Below are 22,710 nucleotides of genomic sequence, written 5' to 3'. Positions count from 1 at the left end.
GTGCTGCCGGGCGACTCAGTCCTCGTCGTCATAGCCGTCCTCCTCGTCGTCCTCGAGCAGGTCGATGTGGTCCTGGCTCAGCGACACCAGCGTCAGGTCGGACGGGGTGAACCCGCCGACCGTGCTCTCCTGGACACAGGAGGCGAGCGAACGCAGCGCCTGCATCCACAGCTCCGCCAGCTCATCCGCCTCCCGTGAGGTGAGCAGGTCCGACGGCCAGGACAGTGCCGCGCTGAACCTCGGTCCCTCGGCGGTGTCCTCGGTGACGGCGCTGATCTCGATGACATGCACGAACGGGAGTTCGTCGTCGCCGACGGCCACGTGCCGTTCGGTTTCCGAGTCCGAGGCCCACAGCGGCGACTCCTGTGCCGTGGAGGTCCCGAACCGGCCGAGATAGTTGAACCCGATCTGCGGGGCTCCCAACCGGTCGAGCTCGGTGGCCGTCCCGGCGTTGAGGTACCGCAGCAGCCCGTAGCCGAAGCCGCGGTCGGGGATGTCGCGCAACTGCTCCTTGATCCGCTTCAGCGCGTCACCGACCCGCCCGGACCGGGACCCGACGTCGGACCAGGTGATTCCGCCCGCGTCGAGGCGTGCCGGGAACAGGCTGGTGAACCAGCCGACGGTGCGCGAAAGCTCCACATCGGACAGTGCGTCCTCACGGCCGTGCCCCTCGACGTTGATCAGCAGCGAGCCGTCGCCGGGGTCGCCGCGCAGGTCGCGCCAGCGGGCGACCGCCAGAGTGAGCGCGGTGAGCAGCACATCGTTCACGCCGGCGTGGAACGCAGCGGGAACGGTGGTGAGCAACGGTTCGGTCTCCTCGACCGGCAGGGTCACCGAGGTCGACGCCGCCGTGGCGACCGTGTCCCTGGCCGGGTCGATGTCCCGGGTGCCCAGTCGCGGATCGGGGCCGTCCAAAATGGACTTCCAGACGTCGAGCTGCCCGGTCCAGGCGGGATCGTGCGCGGCCTCGGTGAGCATCCGCGCCCAGGTGCGGTACGAGGTCCAGGCCGGCTCGAGCTTCGGGCGCTGCCCACCGGCCAGTGCCTGCCAGGCGGCGGCCAGGTCGTCGAGCAGGATCCGCCAGGACACCCCGTCGACCACCAGGTGGTGCGCGACGAACAGCAGCCTGCCGGGCTCGTCCGGTCCGGCGTCGAACCAGACGAAGTCCAGCATCCGGCCCTCGCGGGGCGCCAGACGCTGCCGGGCCGCGTCGCCTGCCCGGGCGTAGCTCGCGGTCCGTTCGCCCTCGTCCTGACCGGAGACGTCGATACGGCGCACGAGTTCCTGTGCCCGTACCGACCCGGTGGGCGTGATCTCCAGTGAACCGGTGGTCGTGGGGCCCTCGGTTCCGGTACCGGGCAGCAGAGTGGAGCGCAGCACGTCGTGGTGGTCCAGCAGGGACTGGATCGCGCCGATCAGGTACTGCCAGCCGAGATCGGCGGGCACCCCGACGAGCCGGTACTGGTTGAAGCCGTCGATCGGCCAAGAGCCACCGAGGAACCACTGCATCACCGGGGTCAGCGGCAGTTCGCCCACCCCGTTCTCGTCGGCGACGAGCGCGTGCGAGGCGAGTTCACCGGCCACGGCCGCCAGCCCGGCGACCGTCTTGCGTTCGAAGACGTCCCGCGGAGTGAAGACCAGGCCCTCCTTCCTGGCCCTGCTGACGAGCTGGATCGAGATGATGCTGTCGCCGCCGAGGTCGAAGAAGCTGTCGTCCACCCCGATCTCGGGCACCCGCAGCACGTCCGCGAACACCGCGCAGAGCGTCTCCTCCCGCGGGGTGCGCGGGGCCCGCCCCGCCGGTTCCGCGGCGAACTCGGGCGCGGGCAGCGCGCGATGGTCCAGCTTGCCGCTCGCCGACAGCGGCAACTCGTCGAGCACCACGAACGCGGCGGGCACCATGTATTCCGGCAGCATCTCCCGGATCGCCGACCGCACCGTGTCGACGTCCAGCGCGTCCCCGGCCGGGGTCAGGTACCCGACCAGGGTGGTGGCACCGGGGCCGCCCTTGCTGGCCACGACCGCCGCCGTGCCGACCGAAGGCTGCTCGGTGAGTACCGACTCGATCTCGGCGAGTTCGACGCGGAACCCACGGATCTTCGTCTGGTCGTCCACCCGCCCCAGGTACACGACCTGACCGTCGGAACGCCTGCGGGCGAGGTCACCCGTGCGGTACATGCGCGTACCCGGTGCACCGAAGGGGTCGGCGAGGAACCGCTCCCCGGTGAGTCCGGGACGGCGCAGGTAGCCCCTCGCCAGTCCGGCCCCGGCGACGTAGAGCTCTCCGGCGATGCCCACCGGCACCGGCCGCAGCCGGTCGTCGAGTACATAGGCCCGGCCGTTGCGCAGCGGGTGGCCGATCGAGGGCCGCTCGTCCTCGGCCAGCATCGAGGCCATCGCGTCCACGGTGGCCTCGGTCGGGCCGTAGAAGTTGCGCGCGTCCAGACCGGGGACCGCCCGCAGCGAGGTCCACAGGTCCTCCGGCACCGCCTCGCCGCCCAGGATGAGCACCCCCGGCGCGCGGCGCGTCCCGTCGAACAGGCCGTCCGCGACGAGCTGGCGCAGGTAGGACGGGGTGGTGTTGATCAGGTCTATGCCGGCGTCGGCCAGGTAGCGGCCGAACGCGTCGGCGTCCAGGCGCAGGTCCTCGTCGACCACGTGCAGCTCGTGGCCACCGATCATCCACAGCACCGGGTCCCAGGACGCGTCGAAGGCGAAGGAGGCGGTCAGCGCCACCCGCGCCTGACGGTCGCCCAGCCGCCGGACCACCGGGGCGTACAGGCTTTCCCGCTGGTGGTGGTACAGGTTGGCCAGCGAGCCGTGCTCGACGACCACGCCCTTCGGCGCCCCCGTCGACCCGGAGGTGTAGATGACGTACGCCGGGTCGTGCTGGGACAGCGACCGGCCCAGTTCGGTGCCGGTCAGGTCGCCGGTCCGCCCGGCGGCGAGTTCCTCGTGCACGACGGGCTCGTCGAGCACCAGTCGCGGGGTCCCTTCCGGCAGCGCGTCGCTGGTACCGGAGTCGACGATCACCAGTTGCGGGCCGGCGTCGTCGAGCATGTAGCGGACCCGCTCCGGCGGATAGCCGAGATCGATCGGCAGATACGTGGCGCCGGCCTTCAGTACGGCGAGCATCGCGACCGGCATCGCGGCCGAGCGAGGGAGCCCGACGGCGACCGTGTCCCCGATGCCGACGCCGCGTGCCCGCAGCGCCCGCGCGAGCTGGTTCGCCCTGGCGTTGAGTGAGACCGTACTGATCCGCTCGTCACCGAAGACGACCGACAGACGCTCGGCGGGAGCCTTCGCGGCGTGCTCCTGGAACACCTGGACGATCGTGCCGCCGGCCGCCGGAGCCGCGGTGTCGTTCCACCGCTCCAGCACCCGCGTGCGCTCCTCGTCCGAGATCAGCCCGACCTCGCTGACCGGACGTTCCGGGTCTGCCAGCACCTGGCCGAGCACCACGCCGAACCAGTCCGCGATCCGGGCAGCGGTGGCCCTGTCGAACAGGTCCGCGCTGTACTCCAGCGTCCCGGTGATCCCGGCAGGTGAGGAGTCGGGGTGCTGGTGCTCGTTCAACGACACCGACAAGTCGAACTTCGCCGCGTCGAGCCCGTAGTCGGCAACGGCGACCCGCAGCCCGGGCAGTTCCAGAGCGGCGGCCGGGGTGTTCAGCAGCGCCAGCATGACCTGGAACAGCGGATGGCGGTTGAGGGAGCGTTCGTGCGCGACCGCCTCCACCACCTGCTCGAACGGCAGTTCCTGGTGATCGAACGCGGCCAGGTCGGCCGAGCGGACCCTGGACAGCAACTGCGCGAACGTCGGGTCGCCGCCCAGATCGGCCCGCAGCACCAGGGTGTTGACGAACAGGCCGACCAGTTCGTCCAGCGCCTCGTCCTGGCGGCCCGCGATCGGGGTACCGACGGGGATGTCGGTACCCCCGCCAAGTCGGGAGAGCAGCACGGCGAGCGTCGCGTGCAGGGTCATGAACACACTGGCACCGTGCTCGGCGGCGACAGTGGCCAGGCGGCTGTGCGTCGCCTCGTCGATGTTCAGTTCGACTGTGCCACCGGAGTAGCTGGGCTGCGCCGGGCGGGAACGGTCGTAGGGCAGTGCCAGTTCCTCGGGCAGCTCGTCCAGCGTCGTCGTCCAGTAGTCGAGCTGACGTCCGATGACACTCGTCCGGTCGCCCTCGGCGCCCAGCAGATCGCGCTGCCACAGCGTGTAGTCCGCGTACTGCACCGGGAGCGGGGTGAACTCCGGTGCCGCGCCCGCCAGCCTGCTCTCGTAGGCGACGCTGAAGTCACGCATCAGCGGGGCCAGCGACCAGCCGTCACCCGCGACGTGGTGCACCACCAGCAGCAGAACGTGGTCGGTGGTACCGACCTCGTAGAGCCACACCTTCAGCGGAAGCTCGCGGGACAGGTCGAACTTGCAGCCTGCCGCCTCCTTCAGCCGTGCGGGCAACTCCTCCTCGTCGACGATGGCCCTGCTGGTCACCCCGTCGAGCAGTTCCCGCGCCCAGGCTGGATCCAGCACGAGCTGGCGGGCGCGGCCGTCGGTCTCGGGGAAGGCGGTCCGCAGCGACTCGTGCCGTTCCAGCACGTCGCCCAGCGCCGCGGCGAGCGCGGGCCGGTCGAGTTCACCGGTCAGTCGCAACGCGATCGGGATGTTGTAGAGGCCACCGGACTCGTCGAGACGGTCGAGGAACCACAGGCGTTGCTGCGCGAACGACAGCGGCAGCACCTCGGGACGTTCCCGCACCTCGACCCGGCGGCCACCACCGGTGGCCGCGTCGATCACCCGGCTCACCCCGGCCGGAGTGACCGCGTCGAAGATGGCGCGGATCGGCAACTCCACGTCCAGTACCGACCGGACGCGGCTGGCCAGGCGCGTCGCCAGCAGCGAATGTCCGCCGAGGTCGAAGAAGCTGTCGTGCACGCCGACCGTCTCCAGGCCCAGCACGTCCGCGAACAGTTCGCAGAGCAGCTTCTCGGTGCGGTTGCGCGGTTCGCTGCTCGCGGTCCCGGCGAACTCCGGCTCCGGCAACGCCGCGCGGTCCACCTTTCCGTTGGTGGTCAACGGGATCCGATCGACCACCGGGAACGCCGCGGGCACCATGTAGGCGGGCAGCTCGGCCGAGAGCGATTCCCGCACGGCGGCCACGTCCAGGTCCTCCGGCGCCCCTTCCGGGACGAGGTAGGCGACCAGGCGCTTGCCCGCCACCGGGTCCTCCCGGATCAGCACGACTGCCTGGCCCACGCGCGGGTGGCGGGTGACGGCGGCCTCGATCTCGCCGAGTTCGATCCGGAAACCCCGCAGCTTCACCTGGTCGTCCACCCTGCCGAGGAACTCCAGGGCCCCGTCGCGGCGGCGGCGGACCAGGTCACCGGTGCGATACATCCGCTCCCCCGGCGTTCCGTGCGGATCGGCCACGAAGCGGGCGGCGGTCAGGCCGCGCCGATCCTGGTAGCCGCGGGCGAGACCGGAACCGGCGATGTAGAGCTCTCCCGTGACGCCCAGCGGCACCGGGCTCATCCAGGTGTCGAGTACGTAGGTCCGGCAGTTGTCGACCGGGTGGCCGATCGGGATCACCGGTTCGGGTACGGCGTCCTCGGCGCGGACGGCGAAACGGGTGGCGAAGGTGGTGGACTCGGTCGGGCCGTATCCGTTCACCACGACCAGGCCCGAGCAGCGTTCACGGACCCGCTCGACCGCCGAGGGCGGTACGACGTCCCCGCCGGCCCACACCTCCGCGACGCCGGACAGGGTTTCCGGCGCCTCCTCGGCGACCAGCCGGAACAGCCCGGCCGTCAGCCACAGGCCGGTGACCCGGTGCTCGCTGATCATCCGGCGCAACACCGGGATGTCGAGGTCCCCTGGCGGGGCCACCACAATCGTTCCACCGCGCAGCAGCGGCGCCCAGAGCTCGTAGGTGGTGGCGTCGAAGGCGTACGAGGAGTGCAGCAGCACCCGCTCGTGCGCCGGTGTGGTGAACGCGCTGTCGGTGGCCAGCGCGACCGCGTTGGCGTGGGTGACCGCCACCCCCTTCGGCGTGCCCGTCGACCCCGAGGTGTACATGACGTAGGCGAGTCCGTCCGGCCGCACCCGTGATCTCGGCCCCGGTGTGCCCGAATCCGCGCCGAGATCGGTCAGGCGCAGCACCCGGGGATCCGGGCTCAGCCCGGACGGCAGCGCCTCCCGGTCGGTCAGCAGTACCGGAGCGTCCACATCGGACAGAATGAAGTTGAGTCGTTCCACCGGGTACGAGTCGTGCAGCGGTACGTAGAACCCGCCGGCCTTGAGTACCGCGAGGATAGCCATGACCAGTTCGGGAGAACGGTCCAGCAACAGTGCGACCGCGGTCTCCACGCCGACTCCCGCGGCGGTGAGTTCGTCCGCCCAGGCGTTCGCCCTGGCGTCCACCTCGGCGTAGGTCCAGATCCCGTCAGTGGTCTGCAGGGCGGGTGCGTCCGGGGCGGCCGCTGCCCGTGCCTCGAAGCGGGCCGCCAGCGACTCTCCCGGCGAGGCGGTCTCCGCACCGTTCCAGCCGGACAGCAGAGCACGCCGCTCGTCGGAGTCGAGCAGTTCGACCCGGCTCACCCTGGTCGACGGATCGGTGGTGACAGCGGCCAGCAGCCGCGACAGGCGCGCACCGATCGCCCGCACCGTGGAGGCGTCGAACAGATCGGTCGCGAACTCGATGAACCCGTCGATCCCGGTCGGCGCACCAGTGGCGTCGTGGCGTTCGTGCAGATCGAACCAGAGGTCGAAACGGGAGTCCTCGGTGCGGACGGTCTCCAGCTCGATGTCGAGTCCCGGCAGGTCCAGATCCGGCTCCGGAACGTTCTGCAACACCACCATCACCTGGAACAACGGATGCCACGACAACGACCGACGCGGATTCAACACCTCCACCAACCGCTCGAACGGCACATCCTGATTCCCATACGCCGCCAAATCCCCACGACGCACCCGATCCAACAACTCCACAAACGACGGATCCCCCGACACATCCGTCCGCACCACCAACGTATTCACAAAAAACCCAACCAACTCATCCAAAGCCTCATCAGTACGCCCCGCCACCACCGTCCCCAACGGCACATCAACACCCACACCCAACCGCGACAACAACCCCGCCACCGCAGCCTGCATCACCATGAACACACTCACCCCACGCTCCCGCGCGAGATCCCGCACCCCGGTCGCCACCTCGGCGTCGAGTGACCACATCACCCGGGCGCCCGCGTACGAGGCCACCGCGGGCCTTGGCCGGTCGGTGGGCAGATCGAGAACCTCCGGTGCCCCGGCGAGCTGCTCCCGCCAGAACCGCACCTGCTGGGCCGCCACACTCTCGCCGTCCTCTTCGGACCCGAGAACCGTGCGCTGCCACAGCGTGTAGTCCGCGTACTGCACCGGAAGCGGATCGAAATCCGGGGCGGTGCCCGCCGCGCGCGCCCGGTAGGCCTCCTCCAGGTCGCGCAGCAGCGGCGCGAAGGACCAGCCGTCTCCGGCGATGTGGTGCACCACGAGCATCAGAACCCACTCGTCGGCGCCGGGGCGGAACACCCATGCCCGCAGGGGCAACTCGACGGAGAGGTCGAAGCGGTGCCCGGTGGTCTCGGTCAGCCGGTCCGGCAGCCGCGTCTCGTCCATGTCCTCTTCGGCCGTGGTCGCGGCCACCATCGCGCGGGCCCGCGAGGCGGGCACGATCCGCTGCCGCGGCTCGCCTCCGGACTCCTCGAACAGGGTGCGCAGCGCCTCGTGCCTGCCCACCAGGTCGCCCAATGCCTCCACCATCGCCGCGAAGTCCAGGGTGCCGCGCAGACGCAGCGGCAGCGGCAGGTTGTACACCCCGGCACCGGTGGTCTCCATCCGGTTGAGGAACCACAGCCGGCGCTGGGCGAACGACAGCGGCAGGACCTCCGGGCGACGCGCGACGGTCAGCGCGGCCCGTGCGGTCCCCGCCCTGCCGATCCTTGCCGCCAGCGCAGCCACCGTCGGCCCCTCGAACACCGCGCGGATGGTCAGTTCGACGTCGAACAGCGACCGCACCCGGCTGATCAGCCGGGTGGCGAGCAGGGAATGCCCGCCGAGGTCGAAGAAGCTGTCGTCCACCCCGAGCCGCTCCACCCCGAGCACCTCGGCGAACACCCCGACGAGAAGTTCCTCGTTGGCGGTGCGCGGAGCCCTGCCCGCTCGCGCGAGATCCGGTGCCGGCAGCGCCTTGCGGTCCAGCTTCCCGTTGGGGCTCAACGGAAGCGCGTCGAGTTCGACGATCGCCGACGGAACCATGTAGTCGGGCAGTTCCGCGCCGGCGAAGGCGCGCAGCGCGTCGAGGTCGAGGCCGGTCTCGCCGGCCACCACGTAGGCGACGAGGTTCTTCTCCCTCGGCCGGTCCTCCCTTGCCACCACGGTCAGCGGACCCACGTCGGGGAACCGGGCGAGCACGGCTTCGATCTCGCCCAGCTCGATCCGGTGGCCACGGATCTTGACCTGGTGGTCCCGTCGTTCCAGGAACACGAGTTCACCGTCGGGAAGGTGCCGGACATAGTCACCGGTGCGGTACATCCGGGCACCCGCGCGCGGGCTGAACGGATCCGCCACGAAGGACGAGGCCGTGCGCCGCGACTCGCCCAGGTATCCCCTGCCGACGACCAGACCGCCGACGTAGAGCTCACCGGGCGACCCGACCGGCACCGGCCGGAGCCGGTCGTCGAGCAGGTACAGCCGGGTGTTGCGCAGTGCCTTGCCGATCGGGACCACGCCGTCGCGCACCCGGTCCGGGGTGTCGATGACCGCGCAGGTCACGTCGTCCGCGCACTCGGCAGGGCCGTAGGCGTTCACCAGCGGAATGTCCGGGTAGCGCTCCAGCCAGCGCACGCACAGGTCGGCCGGCAGCGGCTCACCGGTGACCACCAGCCACCGCAGCGAGGGCAGTGCGGGGAAGGTGTCCTCTGCCTGCCACACATCGAGTGCCGCGCGCATCAGCGAGGGCACGATCTGCAGCACCGCGACCTTCTCCTCGGCCACCAGCCGGAACAGCGCGTCCGGATCGGCGGCCACGGTCCTGCCCACCACGCGGACCGTCCCGCCGGCGTGCAGCGGCGTGAGCATCTGCCACACCGAGACGTCGAAGGTCAGCGGCGCGTTCTGCACCACGGTGTCGGCGGCGGTGAGGTCGTAGTCCTCGACCATGGCGAGCAGATGGTTCACCAGCCCGTCGCGGTGGACCATCGCCCCCTTCGGCTTTCCGGTGGACCCGGAGGTGAACAGCACGTACGCCAGATCGTCACCACTGCCCACGGGAGGCAGCAGGTCGTCCGGACCGTCGATCGCGTCGTCCAGGAACAGCAGTTCGACCGCGGCGTCCGCCTCGGCGACGAAACGCTCGATGCCCTCCGCACGGTCCGCACGGGCCACGACGAAACCGGCCCGGCTGTCCCGCAGCAGCGCGGCCGCCCGGGTGGCGGGCCCGTCCACGTCCAGCGGCATGTACGCGGCGCCGGCGCCCAGCGCGCCGAGCACCGCGGTGATGAAGTCGGCACCCTGGTCGGTCGGCAGCGCGACGATGGAGCCGGGCCCCGCTCCCAGGGCGCGCAGCCTGCGCGCGAGTGCACTGGCCCGGCCGGCGAGCCGCGCGTAGCCGGTCTCCCCGGCGGCGTCCACGACCGCGACGGCGTCGGGGGTGGACCGGGCCGTGCGCTGCACGCGCTCCACGACGCCCTCGAGGTCGTCGTCGACGGCGGTGTCGTTCCACTCGACGAGCACCCGCCGGCGTTCGGCCTCGTCGACGAGGTCGAACCGGGCCAGCGGTACGTCCGGCTCGGCGACCATGCGGTCCAGCAGTCGCAGCAGGCCCGCCAGGTGGCCGGCGATCTCCTCCTGGGCGTAGAGCTCCTCGTTGCCGTCGAAATCGATCCGGACCGGGCCGCCGTCGTGGCGGTCGTAGGCGACGACCTCGCAGTCGTCGATCACACCGTTGGACAGGTTGTGCGCCGTCGCGTTGTGCCCGCCGAAGGTCAGGCTGTAGTCGAAGGGCATCACGTTCACGGTGATCTTGGCCAGAGCCCGCGCGCCCTCCAGCATGTTCAGGTCGCGGAGGATGTCCTCCTGCCGGTACCGCTGGTGTTTGAGCGTGTTCCGGCCCTCGACGGTGGTGGCGCGCAGCACCTCGGAGAAAGTCATCGACGGATCGATGTCGACGATCAGGGCCAGGACGTTGGCCGCCATGAACGGCGTTTCCCGCAGCAGCTTGCTCTTGCGGGCCATGACCGGGAAGCCGACCGGTACCACCTTGGCACCGCTGACCAGGTGCAGGTAGGCGGCCACCGCGGCGGTGAGCCCGATCGACCAGGTGCTGGCGTTGCTCCGGGCCAGCTCGCGCAGACCGGTCATGGTGGCGTCGCCGAGATAGGCGGTCTGCCGGACCGGCCGAACGGAGGCCATCGCGGTGGACGCGGTGAGGCCCACGGCCTCGGGCCGTCCGGCGAGCCGCTCGTTCCAGTACGCGCGGTCGCGTTCGAACTGGGGCGAGGACCGGTAGGCGTCCTCGTCGGCCAGGCACTCGTCGAGAGTCGCGAAGGTGTTGGGGCTGTACTCGGTGCCTCCGGCCAGCGCCGTGTAGATCTCGGCGAGGCGCTGCACGAAGATCGGACCGGTACCACCGTCGGCGTTGAGGTGGTGGTTGCGCATGTAGTAGACGTATTTGTCCGGCGTGATCCGGAACAGGGTGTCCATCGACAGCGGCGCATCGGTTACGTCGAACGGCTTGTAGAGGTCGCGCTGCATCCAGTCCAGCGCGGTGGCCATCGGGTCCTGCTCGCCGCTGACGTCGACGAACGTCAGTGGCGCCTCGGGCACGAGGTACTGCCAGACGCCCTCGTCGTCGGCGGTGAACCGGGTCTGCACCGGTTCCGCGTCGAGAACTGTCCGCAGCAGGGCCTCCTGGAACAGGTCGACGTCGATGGCACCGTCGATCTCCAGGTACTCCGCGAGCATGAACATGTTGTCGGGGTTCAGCTGCTGGCCGTACCACTTGCCGAGCTGGCCTACGGAGAGTCGCCGACGCCGGCTGGAAACCTCGTGCATGACCTTGTTCTCGCTCCCGATGAGTAGGTGATTCGGTCCGGTGGTGCTCGTGCCGAGCGCTCAGCCGGGCCAGCGCCGCAGCAGCAGGACGGCGTTGTGACCGCCGAAACCGAACGAATTGCTCATGACCACGTCGACCTCGTGTGCCTGCGCCTCCAGCGGCACGAAGTTGATCTCATCGTCGATCGGCCGGTGGCAGTTGACCGTCGGCGGGATCATGCCCTCGTTGATGACGAGGGCGCCCACGATGGCCTCCACCGCACCCGCCGCGCCGATCATGTGACCGGTCATCGACTTGGTCGAGCTGATCGGGATCCGGGTGGCCCGATCGCCGAGCACCGCACGAACGGATTCGAGTTCCGCCCTGTCGTTGAGCACCGTGCTCGTCCCGTGCGCGTTGACATAGTCCACTTCGGACGCATCGATCCCGGCGTCGGCGAGTGCGCCGCGCATGGCCGCGCGTGCTCCCCTGCCCTCGGGATGCGGTGCCGTCCAGTGATAGGCGTCCGAGGTCGCCGCGTAACCGGCGACCTCGGCGTACACCGGCGCCGACCTGGCGGCCGCGTGCTGCGCCGATTCCAGGATCATCACGCCGGCCCCCGCGCTCATCACGAAGCCGTCGCGGTCCTCGTCGAACGGCCGGCACGCCTCGGTGGGTGCGTCGGTCCGGGTGGAGAGCGCTTTCGCGTTCCCGCTGCCCGCGATCTCGTTCCGGGTCAGGATGTTCTCCGCGCCACCCGCGATCACCACGTCGGCCACGCCGTAGCGGATCAGCCGGGCCGCCTCACCGATCGCGTCGGTGCCGGACGCGCAGGCGGTGCTGACCGCCCGCGTCGGGCCCGCGGCGCCGAACGCGAGGCTGATCTCGCCTGCCGCGCTGTCGATCGCCCCGGTGACCGGGGCGAACGGGCTGACCCCTCGGGGTCCCTTCGCGGCCAGTGAGGCGACCTGCTCGGCGATCGCGTTCATCGGCCCGTATCCGCTGCCGATCAGCACCGCGACCCGAGGTGCCATGTCCTCGTCGATGTCCAGTTTCGCCATCTGCAGGGCCTCGGCGGTCGCGGCGAAGGCGTACTGCGCGTACGGGTCCATCCGGCGAACCTGCTTGCGGGACAGGTAGTTCTCCGGGTCGAAGCCGCGTACCTCGCCGGCTATGTCGGTCGGCAGGTCGGAGGCGTCGACGCACTCGATCGTCGCTATGCCGCTGCGACCGGCCAGCAGCGAACGCCAGGAGTCGTCGGCGGTGAGCCCGACCGGTGTCACCGCACCCCACCCGGTCACGACAGCTTTCCGGCTCTGGTGATCATTCGGTGCTGAAATCGTCGACTCCTTTCACTACGTGGCCGGGCGGAAAACCCCGACGAGCATGGGAAACCGACCCGCGACCACGAGCGGTTCCCCGATAAGACGGGGACCGCCGGTACGAGCAGCAGTTCGTCCGACGCGCGTGATTAACGGCCGTGGCCGCGAAAACGAAACCAACCGTTCATCGCGTCAGTACACCTGTTCGATCCGAGGTCGTCTCGATCCCACGACCGACCTCGCGACCGATGAAGTCCAATATCTATCGCCCCAGCACTTGTCCAGTCTTCGATCAGCGAATTTAGTCGAGAACGAAGCAACTAGCCAGTCCTGCGGAGTAATCGCCGTGGTTGCCCTCAGTCGCGATCGATCACTGTCCGCCGAACCGTACGAACGGCACGGCGGGCTGCCGTTATGCGACTTCCGGAAATCTTCTCGGCATTCCACTACGCTGCGTGCAAACGGAGCGAGCGATATTGTTTACGGTAAACCGCATTAACCGGTCCGGAACAATTCTGGTCCAATTGCCCCCTGCCGACGAGGGAATTGATCGCCGTCCGGAGAAAATCTCCCGCACGGCGACGGTCGCCGGGCCCGATCCGGCGGCGACGCGGGCTCCGCGACCGCCCCGACCGGCGGGATCACGCGGGCGGACGCGCTCGGTCGCGACTGTCGCCCGGCCCCCTCGCCGCCGTCTAGGCGGGTACGCCGGGGAGTTCACCGCCACGAATACGCACTTCAGAACACCGATCGACAAGCGTCACCCGAATGGGTTTGACGGTCCGGTAAAGATTCACCGGTCACGCCCGTCCGTCACCGAGCGTATGCGCCCACCCTGTCCTGCTCGGTCCGCGCTCGGTCCGCTCTGGCACCAGAGCAGGAGGCGCAGGGCCGCAGATGGGGGTAGTGGCCTCGTGAAATAGCACGAACGGCTTACAGCGAGGTCGATCGAAAGTAGGAGGCGAACGCGGTTGTGATGGCTACTTGGATCGACACGTTCGTAAAGTATTCAACTGGGCGGCATCCGCATTTCCGCAGGTCCTCGCCTGTGACTCGCGACGATCCCCTGGGGCGGGATCCGGTCGTTTCGCCGATCCCGCAGGTCGAAGCGCATCCGCACAATGGCCAAGGGTCCACTGGCACACTCATACCGAGGGAACGGCACCTTCGACGCGACTGTCCCTAACACTGGAATTCTCATCAGGAGAGTGGGCGCAGTAGCGGCGAAACCCGTCCCACATCGCGAATACCGCGGTCTCGTGATTCGACGATTCGCCGAGCACTACGCCGAATGGTGGCCACCATTGGGCCGTTCTCGCTCACCCTCGTGAAACAACAGTCGCATCCACATCCGGGAACACGTGGTCCGGACACAAAACGGTCCGGTGGGCCTGGCGACGGATCGCCGGGCCCACCGGACCGGTAAATGGACCTCTAAGGACCTTCGACGGGGAACAACGATCGGTAGAAACCATTTCCGCGGAATACCGTTCCATGGTGCGGAGAGTCCCACTCGAACGCGACCGCCGACTGACCGGCCCGGCGGATCTCACCCTCCATGCGGTAGTCGGGGTGGACACCGTCGTCGCTGAGCGACCAGGAGAAGTCGAAAACGATCCGGTCGCCTTCCCGCACCGGTATGCCCTCGTCCGACACCGGGGCGTACACCGGAATCCAGCTACTGGCCTGCGCGGTCGAATCGATCAACGGTTCGACATCGTCGATCCGCAGCAGCATGCCGATCATGAAGCCGTGCAGGGTGCGGTCGCGGGTGATGACCAGTTCTCGCTGGTCCTTGCCGTCCATCGGGATCTCGTCCGCGAAGGTCAGCTCCTCGACGGTCGCCCTGGTCGAGATCAGGTCCTCGATCCGCAGACCGGGCAGGCACATCCGCACGTCGAACGGCCTCCCGACGTGCTCGAAGATCTTCTCCAGGTACTTGGCGGTGTCTCCGTCCAGGCACATCTGCAGGTCGGGAACGGGCACCGACAGGTCCACCGCACCCACGGTGGTCGCCGACCACTGCGGGATGAACGCGCCCCCGGGTGCCATGAAGTCGCGGCGGGCGGCGGAGAGCACTGAGGCGGCACCCTCGGATCCACCGAGGGTGCCGATGATCTCGGACACGCAGAGGTCGATCGGCTCCGGCAGCTCCACATCGGTCGACAGGCCCTCGACGATGGTGACGCGATCACTGTATCCCGCCCGGTCCACGGCGTCGCGTGCCAGACGGGCGGACTCGGGAATGGTCTCGACGCCATAGACCTTGCGCGCGCCCGCTTCGGCGCTCGCGATCGCCCAGAGCGCGTCCTGGCCCGTGCCGATGTCGAGCACCGTCTTCCCGCGAGCGTGCCGGCGGACCGCGCGGCGATAGCCGTCGGTGCGCGGGGTGTCGGCGATCATGATCTGGTACAGCATGTCGTCGTAGACCGGGTACTCCCCCACGGACGGCACGGCGATGTCGAACCAGCGATCGTCCGTGGCTGCCACGCGAACCGGGGTCGAGCCTTCCGGAAGACTCAGTTCGGCCAGGCGGTAGGAACTCATGTCTTGGTCACTCCTTGTCGAGGCCGCACGTCATGCGCGCGGGCGCGGCGGGTGGTGCGGCGGACGTGCTACGGCTCAGTCGCCGGGGAACAGTTCGCGGTAGAAGCCGTTCGTCCGGAAACCCATGTCGTGATGACCGGACCTCCAGTGCAACGGGACGCGCTCCCCTGCCACGGGTTCCAGTTCCCCGGTCAGCTCGTAGTCGGGATGCACCCCGTCGTCGCTGAGCCGTGTCACGAACTCCAGCGTGATCCGATCCCCCTCGGCCACCGGCAGACCCGCGGTGGAGACGGGTGCGTAGACCGGGAACCAGTTGGTGCGCTGGGAGAACGAGTCGAGTGGCGACTGGTTCTCGTCGACCCAGAGCCGCACGCCGAGCGCGAAACCGTGCAGTGTTCCGGATTTCGTGACCCGCAGCTCGCGGTGATCGGTGCCCTCCGGTCGCAGTTCGCCGTTGAACTCGAGGGACTCGACTTCGGCGATCTCCGAGAGGAACGCCGCCTCGTTCAACCGCGGAACGCACACCCGCAGGTCGAACGGCCGGCCGACCGAGCCGAAGATCTTGTCCAGGTAGCGCACGGCGATAGGGGCAAACGCGGGCCGCCTGCCACCGAAGGCGGTGTCGAGGTCGACCGCCACGACAGTGGTAGCCGACCGGTGCGGCACGAACACCCCGTCCGGTGTCAGCAGCCGCAGGCGCGCGTCCCGCAACACGGGACCGGCACCCTCGGAACCACCGAGGGTGCCGATGATCTCGGAGACGCAGACCTCCGCCCTGACGGGCAGTTCGATGTCCGTGGACAGGCCCTCGATCAGGGTGATGCGATCGGCGAGGCCAGCCTCGGCGATGGTCTTGCGGGCCAGTGCGGCGGTCTCCGGGATGACCTCGACGGCGTAGACGTGGCTCGCTCCGGCGCGGGCGCTCTCGATCGCCCAGACCGCCTCGTGGCCGGTGCCGATGTCGAGCACCGTGCGCCCGGGAGCGTGTCGCCGTACGGCCGCGGCGTAGTGCTCGTTGCGCCGCTCGTCGTCGAGCATGAACCGGTAGGCCATCGGGTCGTAGACCGGATACTCGCCCAGTGAGGGAAAGAGCACGGCGGCCTCCGAGCGCGTTCCCGCGCGGCCCACGGCCACCTGTAGCGGACGGCCCGTGGCCTCGGACTCCGTGACGAGCGAACGTGTCACGTGGTTCTCCCATCGAGCAAATGGCGGACGCCTCCAGCGCGTCCGCGCGTGCGGATCATATCCGACGGTCCGCGGAGCCTGTCGTCCTTCTTTCGATCGACCCACGCATCGGGAGAACCCGCACCAGGTCCACTGTGGACACAACTGGGTGGATCACGTACCGGGCGGCGGATTCCTTGCGCCGAATGGACGAACCGCTTGCTCCTCGACGCGTCCGGGGCCCTGGCAGGAAGTCAGTACTGACCTTCCTCGATCGGCAGCACCGCGCGCACCGACCAGCCCGGCTCGTCCGGGCCGGCGTCGAAGGAGCCGCCCACCGCCGTCGCCCTGTTGCGCATGTTCAGTAGTCCGGCGCCACAGCCCGCCTCGGCACTGGAGGCCGCCGTCAGCTCGTTGGTCACCTCGACCACGAGCGATCCGTGCGTGCGCCTGATGTCCAGGTTGGCTTTCGAGTTCGGCGCGTGCTTGACGGCGTTCGTCAGCGCCTCCTGGGTGATCCGGTACGCGGTGAGCCCCACGGTGCCCGGGATCGACGCCGTCTCGCCGAGTTCCGAGCGAACGTCGATGGCCAGCCCACTCGCCCTGGCCGACTCGACCAGGCGCGGCAGATCCGACAGTTTCGCCGGCGGCGAGGCCTCGTCGTCCGCACCGGCCCCGTTGGCGCTGAGCAGTCCGATCATCGCCTGCATCTCCTCCAGGGCGCGCACGCTGTTCTCCCGGATCGAGTCCAGCACGGTACGCATGGTCTTGGACTGTGCCTGGTTCATCGACAACGCAGCGTCGGCCTGGATGGCTATGGCGGAGACGTACCCGGCGATGGCGTCGTGCAGTTCGCGTGACATCCGGGCGCGTTCCGCGGCGACGGCGGCACGCCGGTCCAGTTCGGCGATCCGGACGAGCTGGGCGGCGTTGGCCCGCTCCGTCGCCGCGAGTTCCTGGTGCTGCCGGATGTTCGCCGCCCACCACACCGGGATCACGATGAACGGCAACGCGGTCACACTCGACACGATCGTCGCCCGCCAGTCGTGGACGAGGATGACCGAGGCCAGCACGGCGCCTTCCATGCCGACCGCCGCCGCGGGAATGGTGACCCGGCCCAGTCGCCGGGAACCGTAGAGCGTCGCGGCGTACAACAGGTCCGCGTAGACGATCCACATCGGCATGGTGACGCCGAGCAGCCCGTCTACGACGACCAGGACCAGTCCGGCCGTCACGGCGAACGCGGGCGCCCGCCTGCGGAACAGCTCGGCGAGGCAGATGGCCGCGAACAACACCGGGCGCAACCAGTCAGGCGCCCAGTCGGCTTCGGTGTGCAGCGGGGAGAAATCCGTCAGATACAGCGTGAGGCCGATTGCGAGGGAGATCACGACCACGAGGACGTCCTGCAGCCACTCCGGCAGGTCGCTCAGACGAGCCGGTAGAAGCCGGACACGTGTGGTCATTTTCCGATCCAACCAGCAGGCACTCTACGGCAGCATCCTACTAACTGATGACGGCGAAGCCGTACGTACCGCCGATGCGCGGCGGCCGGTGATTCGGCCATTGTCGTAATGGTAGCCGGAGAGCCTGACCGGCCACGACACGAGACGAACGCCCCGGGAAAGGAAGTGTTTGCGTGCGGACCAGAGTGATCGTCCTGATCGCGCTCTGCTCCCTGACCGTGGTCGGGGCCTGCAAGCCGGGCGGTTCGTTCGGCAGCAACAAATGGCTCGTGTGCACGGCGGCGCAGTCATGGCTGGAGGCGACACCGGAGTCCAAGCAACTCGTCAGCGACGAACTCCAGTCCGCGGTGAAGCGGGTGGATCGTGAACTGAGCAAGTCCGGTGGATCCGATTCGGGGGAAGAGTCGACGGTGGTCAGTGCCGCCAAGGACCTGCTGTCCGGGGACAGCGGCAAGGTCGACTCGGCCGCGCAAAAGGTCGAGAAGTACTGCTGATCGCCGAACAGAACTGAACGGAGATTAACGTGAGCGAAGAGAATCAGAGCGAAGGCAAGTGGGCGCCCTGGTGGGTCTACGCGATCGCGATCGTCGGGTTGAACGCGCTGAAGCAGAAGTTCCTCGAGGACTCTCCATTCGTCCTCAACCTCGCCGTCACCGTCGCACTCATCGCCGTCATCATGGTCGGCATCACGGCGGCATACCGCGGTATGGCCACGAAGAAGAACTAGATACCCGACACGCCAACTGCGCCGGTCAATCCCCCAGGGTCGGCGCAGCTTCCGAAAGGCGGGCGGCCGAGTTCATTCGGCCGCCCGCCTTTCATTTGTGACGATTCATCTGTCACGATCTGCTCGGTGCACCCGGCCGCCTCGCCGGCCACGAAACACGGTCACGAACGGCGCTTCTCCCCCGGTCGGACCGGGTAGAAACGCCTCACCGCGAGGCCACCCGCTTGTAGGCACGCATGCTCAGCGGCACGAAGATCGCGACGATCAGCACCGAGCACAAAAGGGCGTACAGCGCGGAGTTCTCGGCGGGCCAGCCGTCGAGCGGCGGAACCCCCTGCGGATTCGGGTTGCCGAACAGAGTTCGCGCCGCGTTGATCACCGCGGTGAGCGGATTCCACTCGGCGATCACCCGTAACGGGCCGGGCATCGAGGACTCCGGGACGAAACCGGAGGAGACGAAGGTCAGCGGAGTCAGCCAGATCAGACCCGCGCTCTGCGCCACCTCGGCACTGGGTGCCCACAGGCCGATCAACGCACCGATCCACGACATGGCGAACGCGAACACCAGCAGCAGCAGGTAAGCCAGGATCGCGTCGAGGACGCTGCCGCGGATCTGCCAGCCGATCAGCAGGCCGCACAACGACACGACGAGCATCGCGACCATGCTCACCGCGAGGTCCGAACTGGTCCTGCCGACCATCACCGCGGCCCGCGAGATGGGCAGCGACCGCAGCCGGTCGATGACACCGCGCTGCAGATCGTTGGACAGGCCGATCACGGTGAACGCGGAGTTGAACGCCAGCGTCTGCACCATGATCCCGGCCAGCAGGAACTCCCGGTACGCCTCACCGCCGAGCAGCCCGCCGAAGATGAACCCGAACAACAGCACGAACATGATCGGCTGCACCACGGCCGCGAACAGCCAGTCCATATTGCGGCGGACGTGCAGCAGATTGCGCCAGGCGATGATCGAGCCGTCCGTGAGGCCCTTGACCAGAACGCTCATCACTGTCCACCCTTCGCGCCCCGGCGCAGCCATCTCCGTGTGCCCTTGCCCGCCGGGTCCGGACGCTCGGATTCGGGGTCCGGGTGCGCATCGCGTTCGGTGAGGGTGAGGAACACATCGTCCAGTTTCGGCCGCTGCAACGCGACCTCCAGTACGTGCACGCCCTCGTCGTCCAGCCGCCGCAGGGCCTCGGTCACCGTCTTGGTGCCGACGTGCACGAGAACGTGGCCCCGGCGTACCTGCTCGTCGATGACCGGCTCCGCGGCGCCGACCTCGCGCAGGACGGTGCGCAGCACCGGGAGGTCGGCGCGGTCGGCGAGGACGAGTTCCAGGCGTTCGCTGCCGATCCGGTTCTTCAGCTCGTCCGCGGTGCCCCGCTCGACCACCCGGCCGCGGTCGATCACGACGATCGAGTCGGCGAGCTGATCGGCCTCCTCGAGGTACTGGGTCGTCAGCAGCACCGAGGTCCCGTCGGCGACCAGCGTCCGTACCAGGTCCCAGGTGTTCAGCCGCGACCGCGGATCCAGTCCGGTGGTGGGCTCGTCGAGCACGATCAGCGGCGGGCTGATCACCAGGGCACCGGCCAGGTCCAGCCTGCGGCGCATCCCGCCGGAGTACGTCTTGGACAGCCGGTCGCCCGCGTGCTCGAGCTGGAACTGCGCCAGCAGTTCCCGCGCCCTCGCCGCGGCGGCCGCGCGCTTCATCCCGTAAAGGCGGCCGACGAAGTACAGATTCTCGTACCCGGTGAGGTTGTCGTCCACCGCCGCGTACTGACCGGACAGTCCGATCGACTCGCGCACGGCTCCGGCCTCGGTCGCCAGGTCGTGCCCGGCGACGGTGGCGGTTCCGCTGTCCGGCGTCAGCAGGGTGGTCAGTACCCGGACCATCGTCGTCTTCCCCGCACCGTTCGGGCCGAGCAGACCGAGCACCGTCCCGCTGGGTATGTCGAGGTCCACCCCGTCCAGGGCGCGATGTGCGCCGAAGGTCTTGACGATGTCGCGTGCCCGCACGGCCAGTGTGGAGGTGCCTGCGGGAACCTCGGTCGCAGTCAACGTCCACCCGATTCGATTCGGCCGAGGGACGGTTCCCGTCGGCGGTTCAGCACCGTGCGCCACATTTCCGGCCCGCTCATCGCGGTGCCGGGATCGGCAGCGACGACCGCGGGGTACCGGGCCGGTCGCCGACCGCGTGCGCGCCACCGTCGACATGCACGATCTCTCCGGTGGTCGCCGGGAACCAGTCGGACAACAACGCGACACAGGCCCGGGCGACGGGGTCGAACTCCAGGTCGTCCCAGCCGAGCGGGGCGCGCTGATCCCAGCGCTTGCCCTCCTGGGCCGCGGCGTCGTTGCCGCCGGGACCGATGGCCTTCGCCGCGGTCGTCCGCAACGGACCGGCCGCGACCAGATTCACCCGGATCCCCTCCGCACCGAGGTAGGACGCGAGGTAGCGCGCCGAGGACTCCAGACTCGCCTTCGCCACGCCCATCCAGTCGTACTCGGCGTGCGCGCGGGCGGCGTCGAAGTCCAGGCCGACGATCGAGGATCCCTTGCCCAGCAACGGCAGCACGCTGCGGGTGATCGCCTGCAGCGAGTAGGACGAGACCCGCAGCGCGGAGGCAACGTCCTCCCAGCCGGTCGTCATGAAGTTGCCGCCCACTGCGCCCTGCGGCGCGAACGCGACCGAGTGCAGCACCCCGTCGAGCCTGCCGCCCACGTGCTCACGGACCCGGTCGGCCAGCGCGCCGAGCTGCTGCTCGTCGGTCACGTCCAGTTCGATCACCGGCGATGGCTGAGGCAGGCGCTGTGCGATCCGCTCCACCAGGCGGAGCCGGCCGTAACCGGTGAGCACCACGTTGGCACCCTGCTCCTGCGCGACCCTGGCGACGTGAAACGCGATCGACGACTGGGTGAGGACCCCCGTCACCAGAATGTTCTTGCCTTTCAACAAATCCATGTTCGTCCTTGCTTCGTGGATCGGTGGTTCTCCGGCCGCGGAACGAGATGACGCGCCCCGCCGTGCCGTCTGCTTCCCTCTGGCGTCACGAGGGCACCGCCGCGCGCTCGGGCACCGGCGGCGCGGCGAGGGTGCCGACATGCTCGACATCGCCACTCTCGGTACGGCACACCACATCACCGGTGCGATACATCCGGGTGCCGCCGTCGTCGAACGGGTTCGCCACGAACCGTGCGGAGGTCAGTGCGGCGTCACCGAGGTACCCGCGGGCCAGACCGGCCCCGGAGATGTAGAGCTCACCCGGGACCCCCGCCGGTACCGGACGCAGGCTCGCGTCGAGCACGTGCGCGCCGGTACCGAGCAGCGGCGCGCCACCGGGCGGCGCGCTGTCCTGGCCCCGCGGTCCGTGCGCGCGCCGGGCCAGGCTGTACACGGTGACCTCGGGGCGCCCGTACACACTGGCGATCTCCGGGTCCGGAACGCACCGCAGTACCTCGTCGCGCACGGGTGCGGGCAGGTTCTCGCAGGACAGAACCACGCTGCGCGCGTCGATGTCGGCACCCGCGGCGAGCAGGCCCGCCAGCACCGGCGGCGTGCCGGAGACCAGGCCACCGGACCAACCGCCACGGGCCGCGACCGACGCCAGATCGTCCACCAGTTCCACCCGGCCGCCGACGGCGAGGGCGGGGAACAACTCGAACACCGAGGCGTCACAGTGCAGCGAACTCGACATCAGCACCGAGGACAGCGTCTCGGTCCCGAAGTAGCGGCCAGCCCAGCGGGCCAGCGCGACGACTCCCCGCTGCTGCACGGCGACGCCTTCCAGCCGCTCCGCGGTTCCCGGGCAGCCGAGGACGTAGGCGAGGTGCTGCGGGGCCAGCCGCGCCGACCGGTCCTCGTCGCGTACCGGGGCGTCGTCCTGGGCCGCCCGCTCGGCCGCGATCGCCGGATCGTCCAGCCACAGCACGGTTTCCGCGGAGGCCGCCACTGGCAGCGCCGGCGCGGCGTCCGTCGTCGCGAGGACGCACACCGGCCGGAACTCGGCCAGCACCCGGGAGAACTCGGCGGCGGAGGAGCCGGGGTCCACCGGCAGGTACGCGCCACCCGCCTTCAGCACCGCCAGAACGGCCACCACGGCGTCCACCGTGCGCGGCAGTGCCACGGCCGCCAGCCGGTCCGGGCCGACCCCCCTGGTGATCAGCGACCGGGCCAGCCGGTTGGCGCGGCTGTGCAGTTCGGCATGGCTGACCGCTTCGGCTCCGCAGACCACGGCGGTCGCGTCAGCGATCCGGTCGAGCGGGATCTCCAGCAGGCCGGGCAGCGTCAGCTCCGCGATTCCGGCGAGCGATCGCCCCGCACCCCTGTCCGACAACTGTCGTCCGGCACGTTCGTGCATCGTTCTCGCTCCCTTCGGGGCCCACTGGCCCCGGTCGTCCGGCCCGCCGCCGCGTGCG

At 69.4% G+C, this 22,710-nt stretch carries 11 protein-coding genes; 2 read left to right on the top strand and 9 right to left on the bottom strand.

Annotation, left to right across the window (positions count from 1 at the left end; genetic code table 11):
• Nucleotides 1-15: 15 nt before the first annotated feature.
• From CFN78_RS11650 to CFN78_RS11630, 5 genes are all read right to left on the bottom strand, one after another.
• Entirely contained in the window at nt 16-11,091 is an 11,076-nt protein-coding gene (locus tag CFN78_RS11650; protein ID WP_094862767.1) for a non-ribosomal peptide synthetase, read from the bottom strand.
• A gap of 60 nt (nt 11,092-11,151) precedes the next feature.
• The gene (gene fabF, locus CFN78_RS11645; protein WP_094862766.1) at nt 11,152-12,411 is read right to left on the bottom strand and encodes a beta-ketoacyl-ACP synthase II; all 1,260 of its coding nucleotides are present in this window, start codon (nt 12,409-12,411) and stop codon (nt 11,152-11,154) included.
• Between the two features lie 1,416 nt (nt 12,412-13,827).
• Complete coding sequence (locus CFN78_RS11640) at nt 13,828-14,940, bottom strand: 50S ribosomal protein L11 methyltransferase (RefSeq protein WP_094862765.1); 1,113 nt, start codon at nt 14,938-14,940, stop codon at nt 13,828-13,830.
• 75 nt (nt 14,941-15,015) lie between these two features.
• The gene (locus CFN78_RS11635) at nt 15,016-16,125 is read right to left on the bottom strand and encodes an SAM-dependent methyltransferase (RefSeq protein ID WP_094862764.1); all 1,110 of its coding nucleotides are present in this window, start codon (nt 16,123-16,125) and stop codon (nt 15,016-15,018) included.
• Nucleotides 16,126-16,358: 233 nt separating this feature from the next.
• Nucleotides 16,359-17,567 (bottom strand): sensor histidine kinase, encoded by a 1,209-nt coding sequence (locus CFN78_RS11630; RefSeq protein WP_094862763.1) that lies wholly within the window; start codon nt 17,565-17,567, stop codon nt 16,359-16,361.
• Between the two features lie 173 nt (nt 17,568-17,740).
• On the opposite strand from CFN78_RS11630, the gene CFN78_RS11625 reads away from it, so the two are divergent.
• Both CFN78_RS11625 and CFN78_RS11620 read left to right on the top strand, forming a co-directional pair.
• On the top strand, nt 17,741-18,061 hold the full coding sequence (locus CFN78_RS11625; protein ID WP_133116332.1) for a hypothetical protein: 321 nt from the start codon (nt 17,741-17,743) through the stop codon (nt 18,059-18,061).
• A gap of 29 nt (nt 18,062-18,090) precedes the next feature.
• On the top strand, nt 18,091-18,294 hold the full coding sequence (locus CFN78_RS11620) for a hypothetical protein (RefSeq protein WP_240519404.1): 204 nt from the start codon (nt 18,091-18,093) through the stop codon (nt 18,292-18,294).
• A 205-nt stretch (nt 18,295-18,499) separates the two neighbouring features.
• Here CFN78_RS11620 and CFN78_RS11615 read toward each other — a convergent pair whose 3' ends face one another.
• The 4 genes from CFN78_RS11615 to CFN78_RS11600 all read right to left on the bottom strand — a co-directional run bounded on the left by CFN78_RS11615 (nt 18,500) and on the right by CFN78_RS11600 (nt 22,652).
• The gene (locus tag CFN78_RS11615; RefSeq protein WP_094862760.1) at nt 18,500-19,300 is read right to left on the bottom strand and encodes an ABC transporter permease; all 801 of its coding nucleotides are present in this window, start codon (nt 19,298-19,300) and stop codon (nt 18,500-18,502) included.
• Nucleotides 19,300-20,352 (bottom strand): ATP-binding cassette domain-containing protein, encoded by a 1,053-nt coding sequence (locus CFN78_RS11610; protein WP_240519403.1) that lies wholly within the window; start codon nt 20,350-20,352, stop codon nt 19,300-19,302. The genes CFN78_RS11615 and CFN78_RS11610 overlap by 1 nt, the downstream gene beginning before the upstream one ends.
• Before the next feature lie 76 nt (nt 20,353-20,428).
• A complete protein-coding gene (fabI, locus tag CFN78_RS11605) occupies nt 20,429-21,256 on the bottom strand; it encodes an enoyl-ACP reductase FabI (RefSeq protein WP_094862758.1) in 828 nt (275 codons plus the stop codon).
• Between the two features lie 85 nt (nt 21,257-21,341).
• Nucleotides 21,342-22,652, bottom strand: coding sequence for an AMP-binding protein (locus CFN78_RS11600; RefSeq protein ID WP_133116331.1), 1,311 nt, complete (start codon nt 22,650-22,652; stop codon nt 21,342-21,344).
• Between the last annotated feature and the right edge of the window lie 58 nt (nt 22,653-22,710).

Origin of the sequence: Amycolatopsis antarctica (assembly GCF_002262875.1) — a bacterium.
In the GTDB taxonomy this organism is placed as follows: domain Bacteria; phylum Actinomycetota; class Actinomycetes; order Mycobacteriales; family Pseudonocardiaceae; genus Amycolatopsis; species Amycolatopsis antarctica.
This window is presented reverse-complemented; position numbering and strand designations above follow the sequence as displayed.

Excerpts from the sequence above, each read along its gene's own strand:
- CFN78_RS11630 (WP_094862763.1), bottom strand. The coding sequence starts at position 17,567 with ATGACCACACGTGTCCGGCTTCTACCGGCTCGTCTGAGCGACCTGCCG.
- fabI (WP_094862758.1), bottom strand. The coding sequence starts at position 21,256 with ATGGATTTGTTGAAAGGCAAGAACATTCTGGTGACGGGGGTCCTCACC.
- CFN78_RS11615 (WP_094862760.1), bottom strand. The coding sequence starts at position 19,300 with ATGAGCGTTCTGGTCAAGGGCCTCACGGACGGCTCGATCATCGCCTGG.
- CFN78_RS11600 (WP_133116331.1), bottom strand. The coding sequence starts at position 22,652 with ATGCACGAACGTGCCGGACGACAGTTGTCGGACAGGGGTGCGGGGCGA.
- CFN78_RS11640 (WP_094862765.1), bottom strand. The coding sequence starts at position 14,940 with ATGAGTTCCTACCGCCTGGCCGAACTGAGTCTTCCGGAAGGCTCGACC.
- CFN78_RS11650 (WP_094862767.1), bottom strand. The coding sequence starts at position 11,091 with ATGCACGAGGTTTCCAGCCGGCGTCGGCGACTCTCCGTAGGCCAGCTC.